A 14166-nucleotide genomic window follows, 5' to 3' on the forward strand; every position below is an offset into this window, starting at 1 on the left:
TTTACGACCTTCACCTCGATCAAACCCAGGTCAAAGCCGGGCAAATCTCTGCGCAAAAGGTGGGGATCGCGACAACGCTTTTCGGTATCGATCAGCCCGGTGATTTTCGCAGCGTCTTTCAACGCGCCGTTGATGCAAAAGTTGACGCAATTCTGGTTCACTCGTCGCCGATCTTTGTGGACAAAGCGGCTGCCATTGCGGAGTTCGCGCGCGAATTCCGGCTGCCTTCAATCGGACTGTTCCCGATTTACGCGAAAGTCGGCGGCCTTATTTCGTATGGACCTAACAACTTCGACCTGGTGAAACAGGCGGGGGACATGGTCGGCAAAGTTCTGCGTGGTCAAAAGGCGGCCGAGCTTCCGATCCAGCGGCCGATCTATGTGCGCTTCCTAATCAATCTCAGCACGGCCAAATATCTCAACCTCACAGTCCCGCCATCGCTATCCGCGCTGGCTGATGAGGTGATCGAGTAAATTGCTGAGGCTCTCGCGCTTAATCAGTTGGTTAGCCGCCCGGATCGCATCGGGCTTCACTTTGCGAGGATCGCTTACCTAACAGCAACAGCGCCAGCAACGCGGAAAGACTTAGTGCGGACGAGACGATCAGGATGCGGCTGCCCATCACGTCGATCAATAGTCCGAACGCCAGCGGCGCCGCAGCCTGTGCCATTCGCGCCGGCGCGCCGATGATGCCGAGCCGGTACCCATAATTTTGAGGGCCGAAGACCGCCAGCGGCAGCGTGCCCCGGGCGATGGTAAGAATGCCATTGCCGGCTCCGTGAAATATCGCGAACGCGCTCGTTGCCGCGCCCCCGGCCAGCGCCAGAATGGCGGCGCCAATCGGGTGCATGAGGCAGGCGAGCCGCGTCGACAGCAGCGGATGATAGCGGCTTAGCAGACTTGCCTCCACGATGCGCGCAGCCACCTGCGCCGGGCCGATGAGTGCGCCTGCCGAAACGGCCTGCAGGCTTGTGGCGCCGGCCGCCTCGAGAATGCGCGGCAAATGTGCGGCCATTGCGCCGGTGACACTCCAGGCGGCCGCGAATGCGAAGGCGAGGAGAATCATCGTGCGATCGATCGGAATGTGAGGTTTGACCGCTGTTGCGACCGCAGCCTTGGCGCCTTTGACCGCAGGGAGCACAAAGAAATTCACCGGCAGGCCGATGACCATATGCGCGACGGCCCAGGCGAAGCAGGTGTTTCGCCAACCGATCGTATCCAGGCCCCACGCCGTAAGAGGCCATCCCACCGTAGAAGCAAAGCCCGCAATCAGCGTGATGCCGGTGATCGAGCGTCGCGCCGAGTCGCCATAGATGCGGCCGAGTGCCGCGAAGGCTGCATCGTATAAACCGAATGACATGCCGATGCCGAGCAACAGCCAGGCGAGAACCAGCACGGGAATCGAATAGGTCGCGCCAAGCAGCGCCAGCCCCGCGGCCAGCGTGAGATTGGAAAGAGACAGCACCTGTCGGCCCCCGACGAGATCGATCTGTCGGCCGACACGTGGTCCCAGCATGGCGGCAATGACCAGCGACGCCGAGAAGGCGGCGAATATCCAGTTCGAGGAGACGCCGAGATCGCGCGCGATCGGATCGGCGAGAATCGCCGGGAGGTAGTAGCTGGAGGCCCACGCCAAAGTTTGGGTGCTACCAAGCGCGAAGACGATCAAAAGTTGGTGCCGGTTCATGGCTGCGGCGCCACGATGCAGGAGCAACGCAACATCCTGGACCAGGATGCGCTGTGCCTAACCAAAATATTGCTGAACACTGGTATCGCGGCATGGGCAACCAGGGTTCCAGGTTGCGGCATCCACATCGCGACGATGCCTGGATCTTGCAGCGAGATAGCGATCACCTTTTTTGCGCGCGAGGGCGCGCGCCGCACCCTGCTTTGCCTCATTGCCCCGCATTTGCATCCGCCACGCAACAGGCGTCAACAGCCGAAGAGGTCCAAACGGACATGAAAGGTAAGACCTGAGACCAGGAGGGTCGGTAACAGCTGTCACAAGCACATTCTAAGACGGCGTGCAGATGGCGGCCTTGTCGGTAGTTCCGAGTGGATTGATATAGCCGCGTGATCAACAGGCGAACGGCCAATCTTCATTTCCCCTCGCCGTCTAGCGCTCAGAACGTCTGATGCGCTTCTTGCTATCCGCGTCGACGTGATCTGCGCGCGTAATATGGATTCACCAGGCAGGTTGCTGGACGACCGGAGGCCGTGGCTGCGCACTGGGCGAGCGAGGTGAAGATGCAATCCATCCGTTCCCCCTCCAACTCGCCATAGACGTGCATGCAAACAGGATAGTTGGGATCGTACATTTGCGCCTGTACCGGTGTGGCGATGAGGGCCATAGCAAGCGCAAGGGACGCAAAAGCGAGCTTGACCACGCGAAACCTCCGATTAGAGCAACACGTCTGCCATCAAAATGAGGGTTACGATCCGAGCTGTTGTTGACGCACGCCCGCCGGCTCCGCGCGCACTTGCTTGTGCCCTCGACTGGTCTGCTTCTACTTCGTCGCCGTCCCGCTTCCCCAGTATTTTTGGACTGCTTTGCAGAGAAAACGCCCGGCCGGTATTCCGGCTCGGGCGTTCGACTCACGTGGCAATCTTCAGTGCATGTGAATTAACCAGTAGCCCGCCCCGCCCACGACAATCACGGCGGGAACAGCCCAGAGCAATAACACCGGCATAAACGCCTCCTCAGCTTGGCCCACGCTGAATAAACATTTGGTGCTGCTGCAAGTTCCGGTTCCGCTCTGTTCAACTCGGCTCGGGGGCTGGAACAAATACCCGTGATTTTTCATTACCCTTTTGTTTTGTATTTGCCGGTGGTGAGGCGATCATGCGTCCTCATACAAAAATTGCAGTTGCGCTCGTCTCGGCGTGGATGGGGGTACACGCTAACCCGGCTGCAGCACAGAATTTCGAAGAGAGATGGTCTATTATTCCGAAGGCGCATGCGGAAGAACCTCCTGCGGCCGAACGGGAAATGAAATCGTATCCGCAACAGCCGTCTCGGGCGGTAGCAGAGCCGACGCGTGGTTCGGAAAATGCGTCAGCCAATCGATCGTTGAAGCGCAGCTTCTCCGGAAAGGCCTCATACTATTCGTATCGAGGAGGAAAAACAGCGAGCGGTTCTTCGTTCAACCGGGATTTGCCAACCGCAGCACACCGGAGCCTGCCGTTTGGCACGAGAGTGCGCGTGACTGACCTCGCGAGCAATAAGTCGGTTATCGTTACCATCACCGACCGCGGACCGAAGGCTCCCAGCCGCATGCTCGATCTTTCTCTCAGTGCTGCGCGTACCCTGGGAATTACGGATCGCGGCGTGGCCCGGGTTCGTGCCGAGGTGCTTTAGCTGTATCTACAAAATCTCCGGCAGCGAAGTAGCAAAATCAAAGCGACTGGTTGCTAGTGAATGATGTCGCGCGAATACCTCGTTTGCAGAACCGGTCCCCATCCGACACATCGTTTTCGCTGGCGCTCACGATGTGCCACCTCCGCGTAAACGGAAGGGACGAAGAGGTCCCAACCCATGAACGGTAACAGTTCAGACCGGAGGCAGTCCCTTGACTTGCTATGCCACCGTGGGCTCGCTCATCATTTCCGGCTGCTGCGCCAGCGACACCGCTGGCGACATCAAAATCACCAGAGCTTGTGCGGCGAAGATCACGGCTGCGAGATACAAGCAACTTTCCGCGCCATAAATCCCGCCGACGACGGCACCCAGGGCGGAGCCGAGCGGGCGGGCGCCGTAGCTCATAATGTTGATCGCCGAGACTCGACCGAGCAGGCTCGGCGGCGTCACCGACTGCCGCAGGGTGGTGGTGCTGATCACCCAAAGTATCGGTCCCGCGCCGAGCAGGAAGAAGCTCAAGCCGGCCAATGCCGGACTGGCAATAAGCGTCGTCAAAGCCATCAAAGTCGCCGCGACAAACCCGGTTACCGGCCCCAATCCGATGACGATCCCGAATGGCAGATGGCGCATTACCCTCGTCGCCAGCAGCGCGCCGAATACCATGCCGACGCCGTACATTGCGAGCGTGGTGCCGACGCCGGTTGCCGACAGCGCTAGACGACGCACCGCATAGGGCACGAACACCGCGAGCAGCAGGAACGACGCCGTGTTGAAAATGAATTGGGTCACGAATACCGGCCGCAGCAGTGGATGATGCAGCACAAAGGCAGCCCCTTCCTTGATCTCCTGCAGCGGTTGGCGCTGCGGCGCGGATTGTCGCGCCGGCTCATAGATCCCCGATAGCAACACCACGGCGACCACGGAAAGCGCGGCGGCGAAACCGAAGGCTGGCGCGGCGCCAACCCATCCCACCAACACGCCACCACCGGCCGGTCCGCCTGCAAAGGCTACGGTACGCGCGAGTTCGATCCTCGCGTTGGCGGCCGGCAGCAGTTGCGCCGAGACCAGTGACGGCACCAGCGCTGGAGCCGCTACGCTATAGACGACCGTGCCGCACACGGCGGCGAAGCCCGCAAGCGCGAGCAGGGGCAAGGTTAGGAGGTCGAGCCCGATCAACGCGAGGATGGCGAGCAGAGCCACAGCCCGCAGTGCTTCGGCTCCGGCCATCAGCCGCCGCCGGGCCATTCGGTCCGCCAACAGGCCCGCGGGGATCGCGAACAGGATGAAGGGTAATGTCAGCGCGGTCTGCAACACCCCGGTCTGGCCTTCGCCGACTCCGAGCAACAGCACCGCAACAATCGGGGCCGCCGCAAGCGCGACCTGCTCGGCCGATTGCGCCGCCAGATTGGACCAGGCCAGCCGATTGAAGGTCGACGGCAGGCGAGGCGGAAGGTTGGTTTGATGGCTCATCGCATTCGCTCGCATTTCCCGTGGTTCGGTCGAATGTGTCGGGTCGTGACCCACAAAACCACCCGGTTTCGGATAATCCCCGCGCGGGCCTAGATGCAGATGCAAATTAGTTGCAATAAGAGCTATAGTCGGTCATCCTGTGGAAATGGACGCGAGACTACCCCGGCTACCACCTGAACCGCCGCCGAAGGCTGCCATCACGGCGCCGTCGGGTAGATCCGGCTGGCGCGAGGCACGCGGCGAGCCTTCGCTGGCGGGGATGTTTCGATCGATCCAGACCGCAAAGGGCGGGTCGTTCTGGCGCAAGCTGCTGGCGTTTCTCGGTCCGGGCTATCTCGTCGCGGTCGGCTATATGGACCCGGGCAACTGGGCGACCTCGCTCGCCGGCGGCTCCAAGTTCGGGTACGCGCTGCTGACGATCGCGCTGCTGTCGAATTTGATGGCGGTCGTGCTGCAATCGTTGTGCACACGGCTCGGCGTTGGGGCGGGCCGGGACCTCGCGCAGGCCTGCCGTGATTCCTTTCCGCGCTGGATCTCGCTGCCTCTATGGCTGTCGGCGGAAATCGCCATCACCGCGACCGACCTCGCCGAAGTGATCGGCACTGCCATTGGCCTCAATCTGCTGTTTCATATTCCCTTGGAAATCGGGGTGATCATCACCGCCGCCGATGTATTCCTGATCCTGGGGCTGCAGGCGTTCGGCTTCCGATGGATTGAAGCTTTCGTGGTCGCGATGCTCGCGGTGATCGCGGCCTGCTTTGCGGTGCAGATTGCGATGGCCGATCCGGATTGGGGCGCCGTGCTTCGCGGGTTTGCGCCGACAACCGATATTTTCCGCAATCGCGAGATGCTCTATCTGGCGCTGGGCATTCTTGGCGCGACTGTGATGCCGCATAATCTTTATCTGCATTCAGGCCTGGTGCAGACCCGCGGCTATGGCGAGGGGATCGAAGAAAAGCGCGAGGCCATAAAGCTCGCCACGATCGACTCGACGATCGCGCTGTGCCTGGCGCTGACGATCAATGCGTCCATCCTGATCCTGGCAGCGGCGACCTTCCATCGGGTCGGCAAGACCGACGTCGTCGAACTCGATCAGGCTTATTCATTTCTCTCGCCCTTGCTCGGCTCGACCTTGGCGCCAACGCTGTTCGCAATCGCGCTGCTGTGCTGCGGATTGAATTCGACGGTTACCGCGACGCTTTCGGGCCAGATCGTGATGGAGGGTTTCCTGCGCTTGCGGATTGCGCCATGGCTGCGGCGCATGCTGACGCGCATGATCGCGATTGTTCCGGCCGTGGTGGTGACGATCTGGGCTGGCGAGAAGGCGACGGGGCAGTTGCTGATTTTGAGCCAGGTCGTGCTCAGCCTGCAATTGCCGTTCGCCGTGGTGCCGCTGGTGATGTTTACGGCAAGCCGCGCGAAAATGGGGCCGTTCACCTCGCCGCGCTGGTTGACGGCGCTCGCCGCGGTGACCGCGGCGGTGATCATCGCCCTGAACGCGAAGCTGCTCTGGGATTACGTCAGTCCGTGAACGGCGTCAGAACTCAATCCTGCGGCTCGGTGCGGACTTCGCCGGAGGCATCGACCCGTAGCCAGCCGGAGGGTGCCAGCCGCTGCTGCGGCAGGAAGCGGCCCTTGTAGTCCATTTTTTTGGAGCCTTCGATCCAGTAGCCGAGATAGACGTATGGCAAGCCCTGCCGCCTGGCGCGCGCGATGTGATCGAGTATCATGAAAGTGCCCAGTGAGCGGCTTTCCTCCGAGGGCTCGAAAAACGAATAGACCATCGACAGCCCATCGCTCAGCACGTCGGTCAATGCGACAGCGACCAGCTCCTCACCACGCCCGGTCGTACCACTGTCAGCGCCGCGTCGGCGATATTCGATCACCCGGGTTTCGACGTGACTGTCCTCAACCATCATCGCATAGTCGAGCACCGTCATGTCCGCCATACCGCCGTGACGATGACGGTGGTCGAGATAGGCGCGGAACACCGAATACTGCTCGGAAGTCGGCACCGCGCTGCGCTGCTCGCTGGTGATGTCGGCGTTGCGCGCCAGGATCTTTCGTAGATTGCGCGAGGGCCGGAATTCGTTGGCGATCACCCGAACCGACACACAGGCGCGGCACTGATCGCAGGCGGGGCGATAGGCGATCGATTGGCTGCGCCGGAAGCCACCGTGGGTCAGCAGGTCGTTGAGATCGCCGGCCTTGTCCCCGACCAGGTGGGTGAAGACCTTGCGCTCGTGCCGGCCGGGCAGATAGGGGCACGGCGAAGGCGCCGTTAGATAGAATTGCGGGGTGTCACGCGAGTGCTGGGTCACGGGCTATCTTCAGTCTGGAAAACGCACAGCAAAGCCAGCATCGCGCCGTGGAAGCCGACGGTCAATCAATTTGCGTATAGAGGGCACGCTCAGAAGGTGCGCGCGGTTTGCGCAAGCGGTTTGCGAACCGAATTGTTAATGATCACGGTTCCCAGCACCACATCGTGCAGTAATCGGCGGCGGCTATTGAACAGCCCCACGAGCAGGACAAGCGGCGAAAGGAACGATATCGAAACCCAGAACAGCACGGCGTGCATGGCGCCCAGCACGAAATAACCGGGCGCGCCGTACCACGTGCGCAGTTCCAGATCCATCACGCGCATGCCCAGCGTCGCCGAATGCGGACCGCCAAGCGAGGCGCCGTAATAGATCACCGCCCAGATCACCGTGGCGGGTGATACTAGCCAGAACAGCGCCCATCCGAGCCCGAGCGTAACCAGCCCGAATACGGCGATAAACATGATCGCCAGGATCACCGGAATCGAAAGCACGAGGAGATCGATCAGAAACGCAAACACCCGCTTGGTCAGTACGCCACGAAACAATTCGGGCTCTGCCCAGGGATCGAACGCATGCGGCTGGAAATCCGCCTCGCCGCTTCGCCAGCCTCTGTCGCTGTGACCCGAACTGTCAGACATCGATCCGTCCTCCGACCACGTCGCGCAGGACATGGGAACGCTCGGCTTCGACCGCAAGAGCTAGGTGCCGCTCGACCATTTCAAGAAGTGAGAGGCGAAAGCGGGTCCATAGTACCTCTTCAGCTTGGTTCGAGCTTCAGCCTCTCGGCGGCCTGCGGCGCGAAGTAGGTGAGAATCCCGTCCGCGCCGGCGCGCTTGAACCCCATCAGGCTTTCCATCATCGCCCGCTCCCCATCGATCCATCCATTTGCGGCGGCGGCGGCAATCATCGCGAACTCGCCGGAGACCTGGTAGACGAAAGTGGGCATGCCGAACGAGGTTTTGACCCGCTGCAGCACGTCCAGATAAGGCATGCCCGGCTTCACCATCACCATGTCGGCGCCTTCGGCAATGTCGAGCTCCACTTCGCGCAGCGCCTCGTCGGAATTGGCGCTGTCCATCTGATAGGTGCGTTTGTCGCCACTGAGCGTCTTGGCCGAGCCGATCGCGTCACGGAACGGCCCGTAAAACGCGGAAGCATATTTCGCCGCGTAGGACATAATCTGCACGTCAAGCCATCCGGCGGCATCGAGTCCGGCGCGTATGGCGCCGACGCGACCGTCCATCATGTCGGAGGGCGCGATGATGTCGCAGCCGGCCTCGGCCTGAACCAATGCCTGCCGCACCAATACCGCCACGGTCTCATCATTGAGAATTCTGCCGTCCTCGATCAGCCCGTCATGTCCGTGACTGGTAAAAGGGTCGAGCGCGACGTCGCAAAGCACCCCGAGGCCCGGAAATTCTTTCTTGATCGCGCGCACCGATTTGCAGACAAGATTCTCGGGGTTGGTTGCCTCCGATCCGTGCTCGTCGCGCAAGTTGGGTTCGGTGTAGGGGAACAGCGCGATACAGGGGATGTTCAACTTCACGGCGCGTTCGGCGTCGCGCACCGCCTGATCGACGCTCAATCTTTCCACACCAGGCATCGATGCCACGCCCGCGCGCTTGTTATGGCCGTCAACCACGAATAGCGGCCAGATCAGATCGTCAGTGGTCAGAACATTTTCCCGCACCAGCCGGCGCGCCCATTCCGCCTTCCGATTGCGACGGGGGCGAACCACCAGGTCCAGGGAAGGGGCGGGTATCGCGGTCTCGCGCCGCGGCGCATCGCGCATTTCGATCGGCCGCCCGAATTTGATCGCCATTTGCCTGTTTCTCCTGACGCCGTTGCTTCCGAGTCTAGCACGCCGGCGCCGTGCTCGTCACGGAAGCCTTGACCATATGCGAGACTCAGCTCTCCAATTGATTTTGCCAAGCTGAGAGGTCATGACTGCTCGAAATGGAGGCGTATTGAAGCTGATGGATAGTCCGCATGTCTGAAATCCCCTCGCGCGATCCGTCGCGGGATGGCGCCATGTCGGCGGCGGCGATTTCCTCGGAACGAATCGAATCCGACCAGAACGTGTGGACGCGGCGGCTAGTCCTGTTTTTGCGCATCATGGCTGTCATTTCCGTGACCAAGGGCCTTTACCATTGGGCGCAGGTAACCGGCTTCATCGGAGGCGAGGAAGAGGCCTTTGAAAGCCAGCCGATGGCTTGGCAGACCGCAACTGTCTATTTCTCTGTGATCGAACTGGTTGCTGCGGTGGGGCTTTGGCTTGCGACGCCGTGGGGCGCGGTGGTGTGGCTGACCACCGTAGTTTCGATGGCGATCATCGAGCTGATGTTTCCTGCAATTTATGGCGGCAGCCTCACGGTTGTTGCGCTCGAGGCATTGATGCTTGGAGCGTATCTCGCGCTCGCCTGGATGGCGGCACGCGAACGGCCGCCATAGATCGCTTCAATTTTATTCTTCACTGCCGGTCGCGCGCGATCGCCTGGCTCGGGCGCGTCAGAGCCGGTCAAACCTCATCCGGCGTGTCCAATATCTGGGTGTTTTTGCGGTAACTTTTCGGTCACTTTAATGGGCCGGCCACATCGGTTACGCAGACGTTTCCAATTTGAGCGAAGCTGTTCCTATATGCGACACGCGCGGCAGACGAAGCGTGAACAGGCGACATGCACCCTCAATGAAAGGTTGCGAAAAGTCCTTTGTCGACGGGCTTAATCCGCGATTCACTGTCTTAAATTCATGATCTCTTTATTCTCTTATTTAAGCCGATGTTCAATCGGCCCCCTTAAGTTGAGGCTATCAGGCGGGACAAAAGTTTCGTCGAATAAGTCGATAAAACGACAACAGGGGAAGTGTCATGATGAAAGCCGTTGCAACGGCGGTGGAAACCGCTGAACGCGCTCCCGGCCAGGCTCCGGTGCAGCCGCTCTATCTCGAGGCGTTGACATTGGTGGAGCGGCTGCATCGCCGCCTGCTCGATGTCATCAAGGACGAATTCGATCGTCGTGGTCGCGCCGACATCAATTCAGTGCAAGCGCTGTTGCTCTACAACATCGGCGACAAGGAATTGACCGCGGGCGAATTGCGCACGCGCGGCTACTATCTCGGCTCCAACGTCTCCTACAATTTGAAGAAGCTCGTCGAACTCGGCTTCCTCGATCATCAGCGCTCGCGAGTCGATCGCCGCTCGGTGCGCATCCGCCTGACTGCTCAGGGCCAGGAAATCCGCCGCATCGTCGACGCGCTCTACCAGAAGCACGTCAAGACGGTGGAGCAGGTCGGCGGCATCTCCAATGACGAGTTCGCTACGCTGAACAAGTCGCTCCATCGTCTCGAGCGCTTCTGGACCGACCAGATCCTTTATCGGCTCTGATGATTTTTGGCCAAGTCGGCGACCTGAAAAGACCGGCGGCCACTAAGCGGTAAGAAGGCACTCCCCCCAAGCGCATCGGCCCGGATTTCCCGGACCGGTGCGCTATGCTTTTTGGCATTGCAAGGTCCCGTTCCCCAAAATGGAACTTCTTTCCGGCCGCGCGATTATTGGTCGGTGTCGGAGGGTACCCATGCTGGTCGAGCGCGGATTGCTCGTCATGAACGTCGAAGTCGTCGGCGACGCCTATGGCATCGCCTCCAATTATTTGCGCCGCACCGGCGCCATACCGGACACGTCGGGTACCAACGAACGGCTGCTGCAGATCATCGTGCGGCTGTTCGAGCGCGGTGAATTCAACAGATTAAAGCTCGCGAACAAGGCGATCGCGAAATTTGAGGCCGACGAACTGGTCTGACCGGAAGGGATAAGAGAGGATAACATGGAAGCCGCCATCGACCGCATCATGATGACCTACGATCTCCTGGTGAACCGCTCCGCCGCGGCCAGCGCCGAGGCACGGGCCAAGGTGACGGAATACGTCACGACGCTGTTCGAGGCCGGCGAAAAAGACACCAACCGGTTGACGGTGTGCGGCCTGACCTATTTGCGTCAGCTCGACGGTAGCAGCGATCCGGTCAAGGCAGGATATACGGGGCTGTAACGCGGACGCGTACTCCGGTCGTTGCTTCGCATGCAGCGCCAAGCATGATGGCTAGTCAGGACCGTTGCTTTCAGCTAGCCGCCAAATGGCGTCTTTACATTCAAAGTCGGCTTCACGACTGCTTCGAGGTTTTACCCGCCGTAGCGTCATGTGATTGGTGACGGCATCCGCTTTGCTCCTATAGCGAGCAAGTTCGTGCGGCAGCGCAGTCTGTCGCGATGGGCCATAACCGGCCCTCGACAGAGAGGGTGTCGCCGGGTTGCGATTACCTCGGACGTCCTGGCTCAGGATACCGTTCCCTTCACACACCAAGCCGTTGCTGTATAGGAGCGCGCGCCGTCCGCTTCACCATCCAGATAGGCAGCTCGGACAGCTCCGCGCACTTTCTGCTTCAGGTCCGGCTCCAGGGTCCGCAGATAGTCGGCCAAAGGGCCGTCGCTTCCTTCGTGCGGCGTCCAAAAATCATCGAACGACGCGAAGTCCATTCGAATCGTCAGGGCATCAACCTCGACGCCTGCAAGGCCGGCATCCAACCAGGCGCGCAAGAGGCCCTCACGCTTCACCAGTGGGCGAGCACACGCCTTGGCACGGCGCTCGGCTGCGTTGGGATCAAGCATTGACGCCGTATCGAAGAACATGCGCCAAGGCACGAAACCACCCCGCACGTCCCAGGTGGCGGCCGCGACAGTGCCGCCCCGACGCGTGACGCGGCGCATCTCACGCACCGCCCTTGCGCCGTCCGGGATGAATTGGATAACCAGCGAGGAGATCGCATGATCGAACGAGCCGTCCGGGAACGGCATAGCACAGGCGTCCCCGACCTCTAGCGCGACACGCGGACTATCTCTGTTCAGGGTCTTTGCATGCTCGACATAGGGGCCTGAGAAATCAATTCCAGTGACGCCCCCAACCGCTGGATTCTGGGCGAGCGCGAAGGTTAAGCTCCCAGTGCCACAGCCTACATCAAGAACACGGCCATCTCTGATACCCGAGAAGTCGATCAGCAATGGCGCGAGGCGGCGGCTCCAGCGCCCCATCTGAGCTTCATAACCGCTGCCACTTGATGACAAGAATGTAGAAGATGGCGTCATAGATTTTGCTCCTGTGCGAAGGGCGCACTACGAGCCGCGCCGTGGTCTCAACCCACCAGCAGTGGGGAGTTCAGGCCGCTCTGGCGCTGCACCTAAATTCAAACTGACCGGACTATCGGGCACAAAGTCATACAATGTCCGCTTCGGGTTACCAGCGTAGCCCCTTGCGGTAGATCGCTGCCCGTCGATTTCCGCTATGCCCCGTTTGCGGCCGAAGTTTTGCGCCAAGTGCGAGTTGTAGTGATGGGCCACAAGCAGACTCGACGGCCGGATCACTTCGCTCGTTTCCAAATCACGTCGACTATATCTCCCGCCGGGGGACGAACGGTCAGCGTCAGTTCGGCTCCCGCAATTGAGACAAAGCGCTTCTGTTCAGTGCCATTCCAGTTTGGAAAGGAACTGCCTTCGACACGGATTGCGATGCTGCTATCTTCTTCGTTTGCTGAATATGTTCCGAAGTACGTTATCGTGCCGTCGGCGGTTTCCTTGTTTTCCTCAGGTGTACCCTGCCACAGGGTATTGCTCGCGTATTTGGCTCGATCTGAGCGCATCACCGTGATGATGTATCGCCCAGTCGCGTCAAAGAAGGCGATGCCCTTCGGAGCGGCCCCATAACGCTCGATCTTGGTGCCGTCGCCTTTCTTTTGCTCCCACGAGAGCAGGGTCCACGTACCAACCAATTGATCTTTTAGAGATTGCTTCTGACCAAGCACGTCGATTGTCATCATGAACGATCCAGAAGCCGCAATAGCGCATGCGGCGAAAATTGCTCGCAAAGTCATCGGTCTATCCCAAGGGAAAGATTGGTACCATCAATCGAGCACGCCGGACGTTACCACGCACGGGCGAGATGGGTAAGATAAGGCCGGATGACAGGGTTGCGGGAGCTTACCGCCCGGAGGAACCTCTGGTAGAGCTCGATGCTCAACACGCAGGCGAGGAAAACCCATGCTCACGCTTCATCATCTCAATGACTCCCGCTCGCAGCGGATATTGTGGCTGCTGGAAGAACTCGGCACGCCATATGAGATGAAGCGTTATCAGCGTAACGCCACGACGCGGCTGGCGCCGCCGGAGCTCGCGGAGGTGCATCCGCTCGGCAAGTCACCCGTCATCACCGATGGCGACGTTCGGATTGCGGAATCGGGTGCGATTGTCGATTACCTCGTGCGTCGCTATGGGCAGGCCAACGGCAAGCCCGCGATGATGCCTAAACCCGGCACCGCCGAATACGAGAGCTATAACGAGTGGCTGCATTATTCCGAAGGCTCGGCGATGCTGCCGCTGATGCTCAATCTCTACGTATCGAGATTGAAGGAGGCGGGCGCGCTATTGCATCCGCGCATCGACAGCGAGATTGCGAACCACCTCGGCTATATCGATGGCGCGCTGAAGGGCAGGGAGTTTTTCATCGGCGACACGTTCACCGGTGCCGACGTCCAGATGAGCTTCGTTGGTGAGATGGCAAAGGTGTTCGACAAACTCGGGCCTTATCCCAGCTTCGCCGCTTGGTTATCCCGAATGCACGCGCGGCCTGCGTTCCAGCGTTCGATCGAGAAGGGCGGGGCGTACCGATTTGCGAAGTGAAAACGGGTCCAGAAGATGGCTCCCGAATTTTCTGAAATCGTGATTTCCGCAACGGGATCAACCTGATTTGGCCTGTCCAGTCCCGCCTGCAAAAACATTTTTGTTCTCGCTTGACGCAAATCACTTCATAAGCGCCGCCGCCGTCTCGTCCCATGCAGGGGCGCTCGCGATCGTCACGGACGCGGGACGGGATGCGATGGACGCTGATGTGCCGCTGACGAACGGCATGTGATGCGGACGGCGAAGTCGTGTGGTTCTGACGTCTCGACGCTGGCGTCAAGTTGGCGGGAAGTATCC

General features: G+C 60.2%; 16 protein-coding genes. 8 read left to right on the plus strand and 8 right to left on the minus strand.

Features of this window, described 5'->3' with window-relative positions; translation table 11 throughout:
* Positions 1-473, plus strand: a 473-nt coding sequence (locus tag VJV58_RS17755; protein WP_324138671.1) for an ABC transporter substrate binding protein, incomplete at its 5' end; no start/stop codon positions are given.
* A gap of 31 nt (positions 474-504) precedes the next feature.
* Here the strand turns inward: VJV58_RS17755 and VJV58_RS17760 are convergent.
* Both VJV58_RS17760 and VJV58_RS17765 read right to left on the minus strand, forming a co-directional pair.
* Positions 505-1686: an MFS transporter gene (locus VJV58_RS17760; RefSeq protein WP_324138672.1), complete on the minus strand. Its 1182-nt coding sequence runs from the start codon at positions 1684-1686 to the stop codon at positions 505-507.
* A 460-nt stretch (positions 1687-2146) separates the two neighbouring features.
* Positions 2147-2386 carry a DUF3551 domain-containing protein gene (locus VJV58_RS17765; RefSeq protein ID WP_324138673.1) on the minus strand — a complete coding sequence of 80 codons (240 nt, stop codon included), beginning with the start codon at positions 2384-2386 and terminating at the stop codon, positions 2147-2149.
* A gap of 602 nt (positions 2387-2988) precedes the next feature.
* Here VJV58_RS17765 and VJV58_RS17770 point away from each other — a divergent pair.
* Positions 2989-3357, plus strand: coding sequence for a septal ring lytic transglycosylase RlpA family protein (locus tag VJV58_RS17770; protein WP_324138686.1), 369 nt, complete (start codon positions 2989-2991; stop codon positions 3355-3357).
* A gap of 219 nt (positions 3358-3576) precedes the next feature.
* On the opposite strand, the gene VJV58_RS17775 is transcribed toward VJV58_RS17770, so the two are convergent.
* Positions 3577-4827 carry an MFS transporter gene (locus VJV58_RS17775; RefSeq protein WP_324138674.1) on the minus strand — a complete coding sequence of 417 codons (1251 nt, stop codon included), beginning with the start codon at positions 4825-4827 and terminating at the stop codon, positions 3577-3579.
* 145 nt (positions 4828-4972) lie between these two features.
* Here VJV58_RS17775 and VJV58_RS17780 point away from each other — a divergent pair, with 145 nt between their 5' ends.
* A complete protein-coding gene (locus tag VJV58_RS17780) occupies positions 4973-6358 on the plus strand; it encodes an Nramp family divalent metal transporter (protein WP_324138675.1) in 1386 nt (461 codons plus the stop codon).
* 13 nt (positions 6359-6371) lie between these two features.
* On the opposite strand, the gene VJV58_RS17785 is transcribed toward VJV58_RS17780, so the two are convergent.
* The 3 genes from VJV58_RS17785 to hemB form a co-directional block, all read right to left on the minus strand.
* A complete protein-coding gene (locus VJV58_RS17785) occupies positions 6372-7148 on the minus strand; it encodes an arginyltransferase (RefSeq protein ID WP_324138676.1) in 777 nt (258 codons plus the stop codon).
* Between the two features lie 89 nt (positions 7149-7237).
* Positions 7238-7786: an RDD family protein gene (locus tag VJV58_RS17790; RefSeq protein ID WP_324138677.1), complete on the minus strand. Its 549-nt coding sequence runs from the start codon at positions 7784-7786 to the stop codon at positions 7238-7240.
* A 119-nt stretch (positions 7787-7905) separates the two neighbouring features.
* A complete protein-coding gene (hemB, locus tag VJV58_RS17795; protein ID WP_324138678.1) occupies positions 7906-8970 on the minus strand; it encodes a porphobilinogen synthase in 1065 nt (354 codons plus the stop codon).
* Positions 8971-9137: 167 nt separating this feature from the next.
* Here hemB and VJV58_RS17800 point away from each other — a divergent pair, with 167 nt between their 5' ends.
* The 4 genes from VJV58_RS17800 to VJV58_RS17815 all read left to right on the plus strand — a co-directional run bounded on the left by VJV58_RS17800 (position 9138) and on the right by VJV58_RS17815 (position 11191).
* Complete coding sequence (locus VJV58_RS17800; protein WP_324138679.1) at positions 9138-9599, plus strand: DUF6163 family protein; 462 nt, start codon at positions 9138-9140, stop codon at positions 9597-9599.
* Between the two features lie 415 nt (positions 9600-10014).
* Complete coding sequence (gene ldtR / locus VJV58_RS17805; RefSeq protein ID WP_324138680.1) at positions 10015-10530, plus strand: transcriptional regulator LdtR; 516 nt, start codon at positions 10015-10017, stop codon at positions 10528-10530.
* Between the two features lie 190 nt (positions 10531-10720).
* On the plus strand, positions 10721-10945 hold the full coding sequence (locus tag VJV58_RS17810; RefSeq protein WP_324138681.1) for a hypothetical protein: 225 nt from the start codon (positions 10721-10723) through the stop codon (positions 10943-10945).
* Between the two features lie 24 nt (positions 10946-10969).
* On the plus strand, positions 10970-11191 hold the full coding sequence (locus VJV58_RS17815; RefSeq protein ID WP_324138682.1) for a hypothetical protein: 222 nt from the start codon (positions 10970-10972) through the stop codon (positions 11189-11191).
* 284 nt (positions 11192-11475) lie between these two features.
* Here the strand turns inward: VJV58_RS17815 and VJV58_RS17820 are convergent, their stop codons facing one another.
* Positions 11476-12282 carry a class I SAM-dependent methyltransferase gene (locus VJV58_RS17820; RefSeq protein WP_324138683.1) on the minus strand — a complete coding sequence of 269 codons (807 nt, stop codon included), beginning with the start codon at positions 12280-12282 and terminating at the stop codon, positions 11476-11478.
* 272 nt (positions 12283-12554) lie between these two features.
* Complete coding sequence (locus VJV58_RS17825; protein ID WP_324138684.1) at positions 12555-13010, minus strand: lipocalin-like domain-containing protein; 456 nt, start codon at positions 13008-13010, stop codon at positions 12555-12557.
* 220 nt (positions 13011-13230) lie between these two features.
* Between VJV58_RS17825 and VJV58_RS17830 the strand changes: the two genes are divergently transcribed.
* Positions 13231-13869, plus strand: a complete 639-nt coding sequence (locus VJV58_RS17830) for a glutathione S-transferase (RefSeq protein WP_324138685.1) — start codon at positions 13231-13233, stop codon at positions 13867-13869.
* Positions 13870-14166: the final 297 nt, after the last annotated feature.

The organism is Bradyrhizobium sp., assembly GCF_035273305.1.
Lineage (GTDB): Bacteria > Pseudomonadota > Alphaproteobacteria > Rhizobiales > Xanthobacteraceae > Bradyrhizobium.